Source organism: Neobacillus sedimentimangrovi (assembly GCF_010614825.1).
GTDB classification, from domain to species: Bacteria; Bacillota; Bacilli; order Bacillales; family Cytobacillaceae; genus Neobacillus; species Neobacillus thermocopriae.
Genome location: NZ_JAAFZF010000058.1, coordinates 1 through 15,876, shown reverse-complemented (window position 1 = coordinate 15,876; position 15,876 = coordinate 1). Strand labels below are relative to the sequence as shown.

General features: G+C 36.6%; 15 protein-coding genes and 1 pseudogene. All 16 read left to right on the top strand.

What is annotated here, in order from left to right:
- A pseudogene (locus GZA11_RS16790) lies at window positions 1–157 on the top strand (group II intron reverse transcriptase/maturase); the annotation flags it as partial.
- A gap of 279 nt (window positions 158–436) precedes the next feature.
- The gene (accB, locus tag GZA11_RS14595) at window positions 437–952 is read left to right on the top strand and encodes an acetyl-CoA carboxylase biotin carboxyl carrier protein (protein WP_038536062.1); all 516 of its coding nucleotides are present in this window, start codon (window positions 437–439) and stop codon (window positions 950–952) included.
- 13 nt (window positions 953–965) lie between these two features.
- Window positions 966–2,321 carry an acetyl-CoA carboxylase biotin carboxylase subunit gene (accC, locus tag GZA11_RS14590; RefSeq protein WP_163184267.1) on the top strand — a complete coding sequence of 452 codons (1,356 nt, stop codon included), beginning with the start codon at window positions 966–968 and terminating at the stop codon, window positions 2,319–2,321.
- A gap of 21 nt (window positions 2,322–2,342) precedes the next feature.
- The gene (locus GZA11_RS14585; RefSeq protein ID WP_038536059.1) at window positions 2,343–2,750 is read left to right on the top strand and encodes an Asp23/Gls24 family envelope stress response protein; all 408 of its coding nucleotides are present in this window, start codon (window positions 2,343–2,345) and stop codon (window positions 2,748–2,750) included.
- 179 nt (window positions 2,751–2,929) lie between these two features.
- A complete protein-coding gene (gene nusB / locus GZA11_RS14580; RefSeq protein ID WP_038536056.1) occupies window positions 2,930–3,328 on the top strand; it encodes a transcription antitermination factor NusB in 399 nt (132 codons plus the stop codon).
- A gap of 32 nt (window positions 3,329–3,360) precedes the next feature.
- On the top strand, window positions 3,361–4,215 hold the full coding sequence (gene folD / locus GZA11_RS14575) for a bifunctional methylenetetrahydrofolate dehydrogenase/methenyltetrahydrofolate cyclohydrolase FolD (protein WP_163184266.1): 855 nt from the start codon (window positions 3,361–3,363) through the stop codon (window positions 4,213–4,215).
- A gap of 106 nt (window positions 4,216–4,321) precedes the next feature.
- On the top strand, window positions 4,322–5,680 hold the full coding sequence (gene xseA, locus GZA11_RS14570) for an exodeoxyribonuclease VII large subunit (RefSeq protein WP_038536052.1): 1,359 nt from the start codon (window positions 4,322–4,324) through the stop codon (window positions 5,678–5,680).
- Window positions 5,670–5,903, top strand: a complete 234-nt coding sequence (locus tag GZA11_RS14565) for an exodeoxyribonuclease VII small subunit (protein WP_038536051.1) — start codon at window positions 5,670–5,672, stop codon at window positions 5,901–5,903. Before xseA ends, GZA11_RS14565 begins: the two co-directional genes overlap by 11 nt.
- A 2-nt stretch (window positions 5,904–5,905) precedes the next feature.
- On the top strand, window positions 5,906–6,799 hold the full coding sequence (locus tag GZA11_RS14560; protein WP_038536050.1) for a polyprenyl synthetase family protein: 894 nt from the start codon (window positions 5,906–5,908) through the stop codon (window positions 6,797–6,799).
- A 183-nt stretch (window positions 6,800–6,982) separates the two neighbouring features.
- Window positions 6,983–8,878: a 1-deoxy-D-xylulose-5-phosphate synthase gene (gene dxs, locus GZA11_RS14555; RefSeq protein WP_163184265.1), complete on the top strand. Its 1,896-nt coding sequence runs from the start codon at window positions 6,983–6,985 to the stop codon at window positions 8,876–8,878.
- Window positions 8,879–8,882: 4 nt separating this feature from the next.
- Window positions 8,883–9,713 (top strand): TlyA family RNA methyltransferase, encoded by an 831-nt coding sequence (locus GZA11_RS14550; RefSeq protein WP_163184264.1) that lies wholly within the window; start codon window positions 8,883–8,885, stop codon window positions 9,711–9,713.
- Window positions 9,714–9,974: 261 nt separating this feature from the next.
- Complete coding sequence (ahrC, locus tag GZA11_RS14545) at window positions 9,975–10,424, top strand: transcriptional regulator AhrC/ArgR (RefSeq protein WP_038536048.1); 450 nt, start codon at window positions 9,975–9,977, stop codon at window positions 10,422–10,424.
- A 15-nt stretch (window positions 10,425–10,439) separates the two neighbouring features.
- Window positions 10,440–12,128 (top strand): DNA repair protein RecN, encoded by a 1,689-nt coding sequence (gene recN, locus GZA11_RS14540; protein ID WP_038536046.1) that lies wholly within the window; start codon window positions 10,440–10,442, stop codon window positions 12,126–12,128.
- A 121-nt stretch (window positions 12,129–12,249) separates the two neighbouring features.
- A complete protein-coding gene (spoIVB, locus tag GZA11_RS14535; protein ID WP_163184263.1) occupies window positions 12,250–13,539 on the top strand; it encodes a SpoIVB peptidase in 1,290 nt (429 codons plus the stop codon).
- A gap of 269 nt (window positions 13,540–13,808) precedes the next feature.
- Window positions 13,809–14,603: a sporulation transcription factor Spo0A gene (gene spo0A / locus GZA11_RS14530; protein WP_038536042.1), complete on the top strand. Its 795-nt coding sequence runs from the start codon at window positions 13,809–13,811 to the stop codon at window positions 14,601–14,603.
- A 410-nt stretch (window positions 14,604–15,013) separates the two neighbouring features.
- On the top strand, window positions 15,014–15,742 hold the full coding sequence (locus GZA11_RS14525; RefSeq protein WP_038536041.1) for a glycerophosphodiester phosphodiesterase: 729 nt from the start codon (window positions 15,014–15,016) through the stop codon (window positions 15,740–15,742).
- Window positions 15,743–15,876: the final 134 nt, after the last annotated feature.

Here is a 15,876-nt window from a genome sequence, read left to right as displayed (position 1 = left end):
TGAATGGAAAGCTTATGAATGGGGGAACAGTCGTAAAGGTTATTGGCGAATCTCAAAAAGTCCCATATTACACAGAACCCTTGGAAACTCCTATTGGAGTAACCAAGGGCTTAAAAGTCTACAGAAACGTTATGAATTCTTGCGTCATTTATCTTGATTGAACCGCCGTATACGGAACCGTACGTACGGTGGTGTGAGAGGACGGGGGTTAATCACCCCCTCCTACTCGATTAGATTAGAAAGCATATTGTTATTGTGGCCCAAAATGATTAAACTATTAAAAATTCACATTTCATTCAAAAAACATTAAGATAATGGGAAAGGATAAAATGAAATTGTATTTAGGTTTTATTTAGATTATTGAACTGATACATGGTATTATCGTATAGTTATAGTAGCTAGTCATAAATAAAGAGGTCCAAGGGGTGTTACTTAAATGTTAAAGGTACAAGAAATTCGTGAATTGATAAAATTAGTTGACCAATCAAGTATTGATGAATTTGTATATGAAAATGAAGGTTCGAAAATTCAAATGAAAAAAAATGGAGGGGTTACTCAAACACTCGTTCAGCCTGTTGTTCAGCCGACAGTTACACCAACACCAGCTGCTATTCAAACAACTCCGTCTCCGGCAGCTTCCCCAGTTAACGAAGTAGAAACAAAGCAGGAAGCACCGAAGAAAGAAGAAGTTTCCGTTGCAGACTCAGCTAATTTACATAAAATTACTTCACCAATGGTTGGAACATTTTATTCTGCACCAAGCCCAGATGCAGAAGATTATGTCAAACCGGGTTCTAAGGTAACAAAAGATTCGATTGTTTGTATTGTAGAAGCGATGAAATTATTTAATGAGATTGAAGCTGAAGTTAATGGCGAAATTGTGGAAGTTCTAGTCAAAAATGGACAATTAGTTGAATACGGGCAGCCATTATTTTTAGTAAAGCCTGAATAAGGAGCGTAACTGGATGTTGAAAAAACTGTTAATTGCAAACAGAGGAGAAATTGCAGTAAGGATCATTCGTGCCTGCCGTGAGATGGGGATTGAATCTGTGGCAGTTTATTCCGAAGCAGACCGCGATGCCCTTCATGTTCAACTGGCTGATGAAGCTTATTGTATTGGTCCTACACCATCAAAGGATAGTTATTTAAATATTACTAATATTATCAGCATTGCAAAGCTAACTGGATGTGATGCAATCCATCCTGGTTATGGCTTCTTGGCAGAAAACGCTGATTTTGCAGAGTTATGTAGAGAATGTAATATTACATTTATTGGCCCTAGTCCTGAAGCAATTACAAAAATGGGTACAAAAGATATTGCCAGAGAGACGATGCGGGAAGCAGGGGTTCCAATTGTTCCAGGTTCTACAGGAATTATTAATGATATTGATGAAGCTTTAGAGCTTGTTAAAAAGATCGAATACCCTGTCATTATTAAGGCGACAGCAGGCGGAGGCGGTAAAGGTATCCGCGTGGCCAGAGATGAGCAAGAATTAATAAAAGGTATTAATATAACCCAACAGGAGGCTGCGACCGCTTTTGGAAATCCTGGCGTTTATATTGAAAAATATATTGAAGATTTTCGTCATGTTGAAATCCAGATTCTTGCGGATAATTACGGCAATACCATTCATTTAGGTGAAAGAGATTGTTCGATTCAGCGCAGACTCCAGAAACTGTTAGAGGAAACTCCTTCACCAGCCCTAGATGGCGAAATTAGAGCAGAAATGGGAGAAGCTGCGGTTAAAGCGGCAAAAGCCGTTAATTATTCAGGTGCTGGTACAGTGGAATTTATCTATGATTATCGTAATCGAAAGTTTTATTTTATGGAAATGAATACAAGGATTCAGGTAGAGCACCCTGTAACAGAAATGGTTACCGGAGTGGATCTCATTAAAGAGCAAATTCGGATTGCTAACGGTGAAAAATTATCCTTAACCCAGGCAGATGTGACATTTAATGGATGGTCGATTGAGTGCAGAATTAATGCAGAAAATCCGGAAAAGAACTTTATGCCTTCTCCAGGAAAAATCAACATGTATTTACCGCCTGGTGGACTGGGAGTTCGTGTCGATTCAGCTGCATACCCTGGATATACAATACCGCCTTATTATGATTCCATGATCGCAAAGGTTATAACGTACGGTAGTACAAGGGAAGAAGCTATTGCTAGAATGAAACGAGCTTTAAGTGAGTTTGTAGTTGAAGGTATTCATACAACGATTCCATTCCATTTAAAGCTTCTCGAACATGAAAAATTCGTAGAAGGTCAATTTAATACGAAGTTTCTTGAGATGTATGATGTAATGAAACCAGTATAATCAAAATGGAGGTGTAAGTTGATGAATGAAATGAATATTTTAGAAATGGAACAAGGGAATAATGGGCTCGGAAAAATAGAAATTGCACCTGAAGTAATTGAAGTAATAGCCGGCATTGCAGCCTCTGAGGTGGAAGGCGTTGCAGGTATGCGTGGAAATTTTGCTGCAGGAGTTGTAGAGCGTTTAGGAAAAAAGAATCATGGTAAAGGTGTAAAAGTTGAGCTTACTGAAACAGGAATAAAAATTGACGTATATTGTTTGATGAAATTCGGCATTTCCATCCCATCTGTTGCTGGAAAAATTCAAGAAAACATTCGTCAAGCATTACTTAATATGACTGCATTAGAACCAGAGGAAGTAAATATTCATGTGGTTGGAGTTCAGTTTGAAACCGTGAAACAAGAAACGGTAATTGAAGAGGAAGTATAGAACAAAAAAGCCAAAGGAATTACTCCTTTGGTTTTTCTGTTTATTTTCATCAATTCTTGGAATTCTTGAGTGCGAATCATTTTTACTTATGCTATTATCTTTTTATGTGTAAGCTAAAATGATTATTAAAAATAATAGTATATAAATTATTTAATTTCTCTAAAGGAGTTAAAGGCATAATGAAAAGAAGAACAGCTAGGGAAAAGGCATTACAAGCCCTTTTTCAAATTGATGTCGCAGGAAGCGAACCAAAAGCAGCAATTGAACATGTTTTGGAAGAGGAGGCAGGAGATGATTATTTATCCAGACTTGTTTTAGGTGTAGTGGAACATAGAAGTGAAATTGATCAATTGATTGCTGACAATCTTGAAAAATGGACCCTTGACCGGTTAGCAACTGTCGATCGAAATATTTTAAGAATGGCTGTCTATGAATTAAAGTTTTTACATGATGAAGTTCCAGAAAAGGTTATTTTGGATGAGGCAATAGAAATTGCCAAAAAATTTGGTGATGACCAATCAAACAAATTTGTGAATGCAATACTCTCAAAGGTGAAACAAAAACTTCATAAGGAATAGAATCATTAAAAAACTAGGGGAGGACATGTAAGATGACCGCTGTAATCATTAACGGAAAAGAAATTGCTGAAAAGAAAAAACAGGAAATTGCTGAAGAAGTAAAAAGACTAAAGAGTCAAGGAGTAACTCCTGGTTTGGCTGTTATTCTCGTTGGTAATAATCATGCATCACGAACTTATGTAACAAATAAACAAAAAACATGCCAAGAACTTGGGATGAATTCTGTGTTAATCGAGATGCCTGAAGAAGTCTCAGAGGATGAATTGCTTTCAAGAATTGAAGAATTAAATCATGATCCCCAAATTCATGGCATTTTGGTTCAGCTCCCTCTGCCAGCACATATTAATGAAACTAAAGTAATAGAGTCTATTTCACCGAATAAAGATGTTGATGGATTTCATCCGATAAATATAGGACGGATGATGACTGGACAGAATACGTTCTTGCCTTGTACACCTTATGGAATTATGGTTCTTTTAGAAGAAACTGGAATATCTATAGAAGGAAAGCATGTGGTAGTAGTTGGAAGAAGTAATATTGTTGGTAAGCCGGCTGGCCAGTTATTTCTCAATCAACATGCAACAGTAACTTATTGTCATTCCCGCACAAAAGATTTAAAGGTACATACCAAACAAGCTGATATTCTTGTGGCAGCTGTTGGAATACCAAATTTTATTACGGCAGACCATGTGAAAGAAGGAGCCATCGTAATAGATGTGGGTATTAATCGTAACGAAGCTGGAAAGCTATGCGGAGATGTTGCCTTTGATGAGGTAAGTAAAAAAGCGAGCTACATTACTCCTGTACCAAAAGGAGTAGGTCCAATGACAATCACTATGTTGATGTACAATACCCTTAAATCAGCGGCTGAAAGTATTAATCGCTAAATGAAAAATTGCCCTTATCTTTTATAAAAAGTATCATCCTGACGAAAGGATTGGCGCTATTTTGGATAAGGGCAATTTTATTCTAACGGTCCGAAGAGGAGTAACTATGCAGGAACAAAGGTATTTATCTGTTAGTGCTTTAACTAAATACATAAAGAGAAAGTTTGATGCGGATCCGCATTTACGCGATATACATGTCCGAGGAGAAATATCTAATTTTAAACAACATTCCAGCGGTCATATGTATTTTACCTTAAAGGATGAGAAGGCACGAATTCTAGCTGTTATGTTTGCTAGCCATTCAAGAACGATGAAGTTTTTTCCCGAAAATGGAATGAAGGTGATTGTTAAGGGAGAAATTACCGTTTACGAATCGAGTGGACAATATCAAATATATATTAAAGAAATGCAACCCGATGGTATTGGTGAATTATTTCTCGCTTATGAACAATTAAAAAAACGATTAGATGAGGAAGGTCTTTTTGCACCTGAAGCAAAAAAAACTCTCCCTTTATATCCTAAAACGATCGGTGTCATCACTTCCCCGACTGGTGCAGCTATTAGAGATATTATTACAACGATTAAAAGGCGGTACCCAATTGGAAACATCCTCGTTTTCCCTGTACTTGTACAAGGTGAAAATGCAGCTCCTTCCATTGTAAATGCGATTGAAAAGGCAAATAATATCGGGGATATAGATGTATTGATTGTAGGGCGTGGTGGTGGTTCAATTGAGGAATTATGGGCATTTAATGAGGAGATAGTCGCTCGTGCTATTTATGCCTCTACAATTCCCATTATTTCTGCAGTTGGTCATGAGACAGATTTTACAATTGCTGATTTTGTTGCCGATATGAGAGCCCCTACTCCTACGGGAGCAGCTGAACTTGCAGTTCCTCATATTGAGGAACTGATGGAACGGGTCCTGCAGAGACAAACCCGGTTACTAAGAGCCATGCAGGAAAAATTTAGGTATGAAAAAGAAAGGTTTAACCGAGTTCAAAAGTCTCCTATTTTTCGCTATCCAGAGCGTCTTTATGAACAAAAGCTTGAGCATTTGGATAAACTGACAGAAGCTATAAATCGAGGAACCATTCGTTTATTTAAGATTAAAAAAGAGAGTCAAATGCTTCTACATAAGCGTCTTGAAAGAAATCATCCAAAAAAAGTATTTAGCGAATCTAAGCATAATTTTGAACGGAAACAAAAAGAGATAAACAAGGCTTTATTGCAAGTTCTTTCAAAAAAGAAATCAGATTTTGAGCGAATGATTACAACCTTACAGGCACTAAGCCCTTTAAAGATTATGGAGAGAGGGTACAGTTTAGCCTATACAAAAGATAATCATCTTGTTAAAAGTATAGATCAAGTCAAAGTATCGGATAATGTTAAGATTCAGCTGGCGGATGGAAGTCTATTTTGTAAAGTGGAGAAAATAAAGGAGAGCGACAAAAGTGACGAATGAAAAAAATATAACATTCGAAGAGGCAATGGCGAAGCTTGAACAAATTGTTGAAAAGTTGGAAGAGGGAGACATTCCTCTTGAGGAGGCAATAATTTATTATAAGGAAGGGATGGAGCTTTCCAAGCTTTGCCATGACAAATTAAAAAGTGCCGAAAAGCAGTTGACACAAATAATAACGGAGGATGGACGCAAGGAAGTTTTCTCAATCAATGAGGAGGAATAGTTTTGAAGCTCAAGAAATTAAATATATTTGCTGCAGAATATAAACAGCTACTTGAACACGAATTGCGTCATTTGATTGAAAAGCTTAATGCTCCTGCCATTCTTAAGGAATCGATGATGTATTCTCTTGAAGCAGGAGGTAAGCGTATTCGCCCATTATTGCTATTCGCAGCCTTAGATGCATTTGGCGTTAACCCTAGAAATGGCTTGCTTGCTGCGTGTGCGATCGAGATGGTCCATACATATTCTTTAATCCATGATGATTTGCCTAGTATGGATAATGACGATCTTAGAAGAGGAAAACCAACCAATCATAAAGTATTTGGGGATGCAATTGCAACACTTGCAGGTGATGCTTTATTAACATATAGCTTTGAGGTGATGAGTAGCATCCCGGATGAAATTGCATCTCCAGAAATTAAGTTGAAATTGGTCTTAGAAATGGCAAAAGCAGCTGGTTCAGAAGGAATGGTTGGTGGACAAGTTGCAGATATGGAAGGAGAAGGAAAATCTTTAAATTTGGAGGAATTGGAGTATATCCATATCCACAAAACAGGAAAACTCTTAGAATTTAGCGTATTGGCTGGTGCCATTTTAGCAGGAGCTGATCAGAAACAATTAGATTGTCTTTCTGCTTTTGCTTATCATCTCGGGTTGGCATTTCAAATACAAGATGATATTTTAGATTTAATTGGAAATCAACAATTGATTGGCAAACCTGTTGGTAGTGATACAGTCAATCTTAAAAGTACATATCCAAAATTATTAACGTTAGAAGGGGCAAAGGCTGCTTTGGAACATCAAATTGAACAGGCAAAGATCCATTTACAGAAATCTGGATTATCCACGAACCTGCTCCTAGAAATAACGGATTTAATCGCGTCACGTGACCGTTAGTATACAGCTATTTGAGGCAGAGAAATTAGTATGTTATAATTTTAATCAATGTATAAAAGTAGACAATGCCGTTATCACTGTCGTGTTAGCGGCTCTTTTTTAAGAAGTGAGTCCTCATTTAAGAAATGAGAAATACAACAGCTTAGGTAAGATAGAAAAAGCATGAAAGTGAGTGGTCCATAAATGGATCTATTAAAAATTAAAGACCCATCCTTTTTACAGGGTCTGTCTATTAAAGAGCTGGAATCTTTAAGTAAAGAAATTCGCCAATTCCTTATTGAAAAGCTGTCTGTAACTGGAGGTCATATAGGACCGAATTTAGGAGTGGTTGAATTAACGATTGCATTACATAAATGCTTTAACAGTCCTAAGGATAAGATAATATGGGATGTTGGCCACCAATCATATGTTCATAAGATACTAACAGGACGTGCATGCGAGTTTGATACTTTAAGGCAATACAAAGGCCTATGCGGATTTCCTAAAATGGCAGAGAGTGAGCATGATGTTTGGGAAACCGGTCATAGCTCCACATCTCTTTCTGCAGCGATGGGTATGGCCATTGCCAGAGATTTAAAAAAGGAAAATTATTTTGTCGTCCCTGTAATTGGTGATGGTGCTTTAACTGGCGGAATGGCTTTAGAGGCACTTAATCATATTGGACATGAAAAAAAAGATATGATTGTTATTCTTAATGATAATGAAATGTCGATTGCTCCGAATGTAGGAGCTTTGCATAATATTCTAGGACAGTTGCGTACGGCTGGTAAATACCAATGGGTAAAAGATGAATTGGAATTCTTATTAAAGAAAATACCGGCTGTAGGTGGTAAATTAGCTGCCACCGCTGAACGGGTTAAGGATAGTCTTAAATATTTATTTGTATCTGGGATGTTTTTTGAAGAATTAGGTTTTACCTATTTGGGACCCGTTGATGGGCATAATTTCGAGGATTTGTTTGAGAATATCGCCTATGCGAAAAAGACTGAAGGGCCAATCCTCCTCCATGTCATTACTAAGAAAGGGAAAGGTTTTCATCCTGCTGAATCGGATAAAACAGGTACTTGGCATGGTACAGGCCCTTATAAAATGGATACTGGTGATTTTGTTAAACCAAATAAAAAGCAGCCGCCTGCATGGAGTAGTCTAGTAAGTGAAACTGTTCGTAGACTTGCACGGGATGATGAACGAATTGTGGCGATTACACCTGCTATGCCGGTTGGCTCTAAACTAGAAGGGTTTGCGAGTGAGTTTCCTGACCGTATGTATGATGTGGGGATAGCTGAACAACATGCAGCCACAATGGCAGCAGGATTGGCGACACAAAATATGAAGCCATATTTGGCCATTTACTCCACATTTTTGCAACGTGCGTATGATCAGGTAGTCCATGATATTGCCCGGCAAAATCTAAATGTATTTATTGGGATAGACCGAGCTGGACTTGTTGGAGCAGATGGGGAAACTCATCAAGGAGTATTTGATATTGCATTCTTAAGACATATTCCTAATATCATCTTAATGATGCCAAAAGATGAAAACGAAGGTCAGCATATGGTCTATACGGCATTAAATTATGATGATGGTCCAATTGCAATGAGGTTCCCTCGGGGGAATGGGGTTGGTGTACCTTTAGATAAAGAATTACAGAACATTCCTATCGGAACTTGGGAAGTACTAAGAGAAGGAGAGGATGCTGCCATTCTCACCTTTGGTACTACCATTCCAATGGCTATGAAAGCGGCAGAGCAACTTGAAAAACTGGGCATATCTGTTAAAGTTGTAAATGCCCGTTTTATAAAACCGATGGATGAAATTATGTTGACTAGTTTATTGGATGAAAATATGCCAATCTTAACGATTGAAGAAGCGGTCTTGCAAGGAGGATTTGGGAGCTATGTATTAGAGTATGCCCATTCTAAAGGGTATTATCAGGTTCAAATTGATAGAATGGGTATACCAGACAAATTTATTGAACATGGAGATGTCTCTTCATTGTTAGAAGAAATTGGATTAACAACCGAAGAAGTAGTTAAAAGGGTTTCGGTACTTGCAAGAAAAAAACAAAAAAGGGCTTAAACTGATGAAAACGAAAGAGCGTTTAGATGTATTATTAGTTGAAAGAGGATTATTTGAAACAAGGGAAAAAGCAAAACGAGCAGTCATGGCTGGAATCGTATATACAGGTGAACAAAGGTTGGATAAACCCGGTGAAAAAGTAAAAATTGATATCCCGATCAATGTAAAAGGTAATGTTATGCCCTATGTAAGCAGGGGAGGATTGAAGCTTGAAAAGGCACTAAAAGTGTTTGATGTCAATGTGATGGATAAAGTGGTCATTGATATTGGTGCCTCAACAGGTGGATTTACGGATTGTGCCCTCCAAAATGGAGCAAAAAAATCTTACGCATTGGATGTGGGGTATAATCAATTAGCCTGGAAGCTACGTCAAGATAAACGAGTTGTTGTGATGGAACGAACCAACTTCCGTTATGTAACACCCGCTGATCTAACCGATGAAATGCCTAATTTCGCTACAATCGATGTTTCTTTTATTTCATTGACACTAATTTTACCTGTATTAAAAAATTTGCTTGTTCCTGGAAGTGACATTATTGCTCTAGTAAAGCCTCAATTTGAAGCAGGAAGAGAGCAGGTAGGAAAAAAAGGAATAGTCCGAGATGAAAAAGTTCATCTTCAAGTAATTGAAAAAATTATTGATTTTTCCATTCAGCAAGGATATACAGTAGCAAATTTATCTTATTCTCCTATAACCGGGGGAGATGGAAATATCGAATTTTTACTGCATCTGAAATGGGAAGGAGAACGGGATAAAGGGGGATATGAATTACCTGTTGATCCTTCACAAATCGTAAAAGACGCACATAAAGAATTTCGAACAAAACAACAATAAAAAGGATAAGCCAGGGTGCTTATCCTTTTTATTTTAGATATGAGGTGAATTTTTGACATCTAGAATGGTATTATATTCGAACACGGATGTACGAATAAAACAATCATCTGACTTTTAGAGTCGCAATATGTTAAGGTGCCTATCCTATTTAATGTATATATATGTATTTTTATAAAAGAATTCATTGTACAAACCTTTAAAAATCGGCTAACATATGGGTAGAAGTGCTCATTAATAATTGAGGATTTTAGGAGTGAAAAAATGAATAAAGGACAGCGCCATATTAAAATAAGAGAGATTATAGCCAGTAATGATATAGAAACACAAGATGAATTGGTAGATGAACTAAAAAATGCGGGCTATAATGTCACTCAAGCTACCGTTTCAAGAGATATAAAAGAATTGCATCTTGTTAAAGTGCCATTAAGTGATGGAAGATACAAATACAGTCTTCCAGCCGACCAAAGGTTTAACCCATTACAAAAATTAAAAAGAGCCTTAGTTGATGCATTTATTCGTATTGATTCTGCAGGAAATTTACTCGTTATGAAATGCCTGCCTGGAAATGCTATGGCCATAGGGGCATTAATTGACAATTTGGACTGGGATGAAATTTTAGGAACGATTTGCGGAGATGATACTATACTTATAATTTGTCGTACACCAGAACATGCCGAAGGAATTTCAAAAAGATTTCTTGATATGCTTTAATTGGGGGAGTTCTTCTTGTTAGCAGAATTATCGATAAAAAATTTCGCCATTATTGAAAAGCTTTCTATCTCATTTGATAAAGGGCTAACTGTTTTAACTGGAGAAACAGGAGCGGGGAAATCAATTATTATTGATGCGATTCATTTACTGGTAGGTGGGCGAGGATCTTCCGAATTTGTCCGCCACGGCGAGGAAAAAGCGGAGATTGAAGGTTTGTTTCAAATTGACGATCTTCAACACCCAGTATATGCAAAAGCATTAGAATTCGGTATTGATATTGAGGAAGGCATGGTCATTTTGCGCCGTGATATCTCTCGAACAGGAAAAAGTGTGTGCCGTATTAATGGAAAGTTGGTTACCATTTCCACTCTTCGAGAAATTGGTGCAGTTCTTGTTGATATCCATGGCCAGCATGAGCATCAAGAATTAATGGATGAAACGAAACATTTACCACTCCTTGATCAATTTGGAGGAGAAGAAATCACTTCTTCACTTGAGGTATATCAGGAACTTTTTCGCAAATACGAGCAAACGCGCCAAAAGCTTAAGGCGTTAAGTGAAAATGACCAGCAAATGGCTCATCGGTTGGATTTAATTTTATTTCAATTTAACGAAATCCAAAAAGCTAATTTAAAGCTGGACGAAGATGAAGAATTAATGAGTGAAAAAAGAAAATTGGTGAATTTTGAAAAACTCTTCGAGGCTTTTCAATTAAGTTATTCTGCATTAAATGGTGAACAAAAAGGGTTAGATTGGCTTGGAATGGCAATGGGCCATTTAGAAAATGCTGCCTCTCTGGACTCCACATACAAAGACTTATATGAGGCTGTTTCCAATTGTTATTATCAATTGGAGGATGCAGGCCGGGCAATTAGAAATGAAATGGAAGTATTGGAATTTGATCCAGAACGATTAAATGAAATCGAAGATCGTTTAAATGAAATAAACCAATTAAAACGAAAATATGGAAAGACAATACATGAAATATTAGAATATGCTGCAAAAATTGAAGAGGAAATCGAAACACTTCAAAATAAAGAAACATTTATTGGAGAATTAGAAAAGGAGTTATCTTCCATAGAAAAAGACCTAGCTCTCGAGGCAAAACAATTAACAGAGCTTCGTCAAAAATGGGCAAGGAAGTTAACAGAGCTCATACATAAAGAATTAAAAGATCTATATATGGAAAAAACTATTTTTGAAATTCGTTTTGAGACTGATTTACATCATTTTTCAAAAACAGGTTCAGATTATGTGGAATTTTATATTTCAACTAATCCTGGTGAACCATTAAAGCCATTGTCAAAGGTGGCTTCTGGTGGGGAGTTATCCCGTATTATGCTCGCACTAAAAAGCATCTTTTCTAAACATCAAGGAGTCACATCAATAATTTTTGATGAAGTCGATACGGGTGTTAGTGGAAGAGTGGCTCAAGCAATTGCTGAAAAAATTTATAAAGTAGCGAATAATTCACAAGTATTATGTATTTCCCATTTACCACAGGTCGCAGCTATGGCAGATAATCATTTATTTATTTCAAAGAATATTAAAGATGGCAGAACGACAACATCTGTTAGAAAATTACAAGAGGATGAGAAAATTAAAGAAATTGGACGGATGATTTCTGGTGCTGAAATTACCGATTTAACTAGGCAGCATGCTAGTGAATTATTACAATTAGCTGTAAAATATAAAAAATCTTGAAAAGCTACCCAACTTGGGTAGCTTTTTTATATTGTACGAAGTTATAAATGGTTGTCAAGGAGGCAAAATTATAATTGTAGCCATTTGTAATGTAGAACAAGAAGCGAGGAGAGTGAAGAGTTTGAAATTGGAAATTATTAGAAAAACTATTGGTGGAATTCTCCTTGTTTCATTAGTTAGCCTAATTTTTTTTCAGCCCATGAGGCAGTTTTTTTGTCTACCTAAAAGTATAACTGTTTTTGAAGGACAGGAATATACCTTTAAAGTAGCTGCTCCGGTTTCAGCTGCTTTAGTTTCTAAAGATTCAACAATTTCACTTGAACAGGATAAAAATTCAGTTACATTAAATGCATCAGAACAAGGCAAAGATGAGATGATATTAGAATTTGCCGGAATCCCCGTCAAAAAAGTGGATGTCAATGTACTTAAAGATTTCCGAGTTATTCCAGGTGGCCAGTCTATAGGTGTAAAATTAAATACAGTAGGAGTGCTAGTTGTTGGTCACCATTTAGTGAATACGGAAGAAGGAAAAAAATCTCCTGGAGAATTGGCAGGCATTAAAGTCGGGGATATTATTACCGAAATAAATGGAAATAAGATTGAAAAAATGACAGATGTCGCATCTTATGTTCAGGAAGCGGGTAAAGATGGAAAACCGTTAGATTTGGTTATAAGCCGTGATAGTGGGAAATTCAAAACTAAATTAACCCCATTAAAGGAAAAAGGGGAAGAAAACTACAAACTTGGTTTATATATAAGGGATTCAGCAGCAGGGATTGGTACCATGACATTTTACCATCCACAATCAAGAAAATATGGAGCTTTAGGACATGTTATTTCTGACATGGATACAAAGCAGCCAATTGTAGTGGAAGACGGTCAAATTGTTCGCTCAACCGTCACTTCCATTGAAAAAGGAAGTAACGGTGACCCTGGTGAAAAATTGGCCCGATTTTCAAATGATCGTGAAATAGTTGGAAATATAAAAAAGAACAGTCCGTTTGGAATTTTTGGCGAGTTAAAGAAAGAGTTAAAAAATGGGATATTGGATAAACCATTACCGATTGCTTTATCTCATCAAGTGAAAGAAGGGCCAGCAAAAATATTAACAGTGGTTAATAATGACAAGGTTGAAGAATTTAATGTAGAAATAGTAAGTACCATTCCACAAAAATTTCCAGCTACTAAGGGAATGGTTATTAAAGTAACGGATCCTAGACTTTTGGAAAAAACTGGTGGAATAGTCCAAGGAATGAGTGGTAGTCCGATTATTCAAAATGGAAAACTTATTGGTGCGGTGACCCATGTATTTGTAAATGATCCAACCTCAGGCTATGGTGTTCACATTGAGTGGATGCTTAATGAGGCCGGAATTAACATATATGAAACACCAAAAAATAAAGCAAGTTAAAGAAATGAGCAAAATAGGATAAATTCCCCTATTTTGCTTCTTTTTTTTATAATGGATATTTAACAAAAAGAGTAAAAAATTAGGATAATAGCGTATTTCGTCGAAAAAACGAGAAATACGAAGAAAAGATAAGATAATATTACTAATTTGAGAAAAATTAAAAAATGAAAGGAATTTTTGTTGCATTGTCGAATTTCTTATTTAGAATAGAATTAGAAGATAAAGGTTATGGAAAACAGAGTTTATGATATGTTGAGGAGGAACCGGAGTTGAAGAAAATTAAAGTTTGTGTCGTGGACGACAATAGAGAATTAGTTAGTATGTTAGAGGATTATATTGCTTCTCAAGACGATATGGAGGTAGTAGGAATAGCCCATAATGGACAGGAATGTTTGAATTTATTAAGTTCAACTGATCCAGATGTCCTTGTATTAGATATTATTATGCCGCATCTTGATGGGCTGGCAGTACTTGAAAGGCTTCGAGATATGAAAAAGGGAGTTCTTCCAAATGTAATCATGCTTACAGCTTTTGGGCAGGAAGATGTTACGAAAAAAGCTGTAGAGCTTGGGGCATCCTATTTTATCCTCAAACCATTTGACATGGAGAATCTAGGAAATCATATTCGTCAAGTAAGCGGCAGCAGAACTGCTTTTTCTTCTCGGAAAGCTCCAGCATCAAGTTATCGTCCTCAGGCTGAATCAAAACCCAAGAATCTGGATGCAAGCATTACAAGTATCATTCATGAAATCGGAGTTCCTGCACATATTAAGGGGTATTTATATTTACGTGAAGCTATTGCAATGGTGTTCAATGATATTGAGCTTCTTGGTTCAATCACGAAAGTATTATACCCGGATATTGCCAAAAAATATAACACAACTGCCAGTCGTGTAGAAAGGGCAATTCGACACGCTATTGAAGTTGCCTGGAGCCGTGGTAACATTGATTCTATTTCTTCTTTATTTGGATATACAGTAAGTATGTCTAAAGCAAAGCCAACAAATTCAGAATTTATCGCGATGGTAGCAGACAAACTTCGCTTGGAGCATAAGGCTTCTTGAAAGAAATGATTATAAAAAAGTCTCAGCAATGAGGCTTTTTTATATAACAAGAACGTATATACTCCATATTGAGTTATGTCTAGTACAATCGTCTCCGCATCTCGAGTCCTTCGCTCTCAGTATTAATATTAGTCGACATCGAATTGCCTTCGTCTCTTTATGTTTCCTTTATCTTTAGTTATAGCGCATCGCAAGGAAGGTTGCGGCAACACTAACATTTACTACCGAATAGTGATCATTTTTTAGAATAATTCGCCGCTACCAGGGCGAATGCGCTTTTTCTGATTTGTTTTTTGATTTTGTTTTACCAATTACATCAACTTTGAATAAAAATATGGAATGCATATAGATCAGCTACTTTAGAGATCCATTTTGACTTACTTTCACATTTTAAATTAGGGTGTGAGAAAATGACGCAAATTTTTGCTCACCGTGGCTATTCCTCTGCTTATCCGGAAAATACGATGAGTGCATTTGTTGCAGCAGAAAAAGCTGGGGCGGACGGCATTGAATTGGATGTACAGTTAACAAAAGATGGTGAAGTGGTCGTTATCCATGACGAAAAAGTGGACCGGACAACCAATGGAATTGGATTTGTTAAAGACTTATTTTATAAGGAATTACGTCAACTCAATACCAATAAAAAAGGAGGGAGAAAAGAACCTATACCTGCTTTAAAAGAAGTTCTCGAATGGATGTCATCGAATCAGCTAATATGTAATATTGAATTTAAAAATAACCGATTTCCTTATGATGGTATGGAAGAAAAGGTCATTCATCTCGTAAGAAAATTTCATTTAGATAATCGGATTATTTTTTCCTCATTTAATCATTATAGCATTGTCCATTCATACCGCTTAGCACCAGAGATTGAAACAGCTCCTCTATTTTTAGAAGGCATCTTTATGCCTTGGGTTTATTGTCAATCAATCCGGGCAAAAGGACTCCATCCGAAGCATACCACCATTTCCGATCAAATTATCCAAAAAACGATGGAAAATGGCATTGCCGTACGACCTTATACAGTAAACCAGGAAAAAGATATGCATAGACTCTTTAATATTAAATGTACAACAATAATTACTGATGACCCAGTAAAAGCAATAAAAATTAGAAACCAATACAAAAAGAGACCTTAAAGGTCTCTCAGACTGTCGACAAAATCCTTTTTTAAAGGATTTTGTCGACATTTTTTGTATAATTATGTCATAGAATATCGAGGTGATATTGAAATGCTTACTAAAAATACACAAGTAAATCGAGATCAATTAGA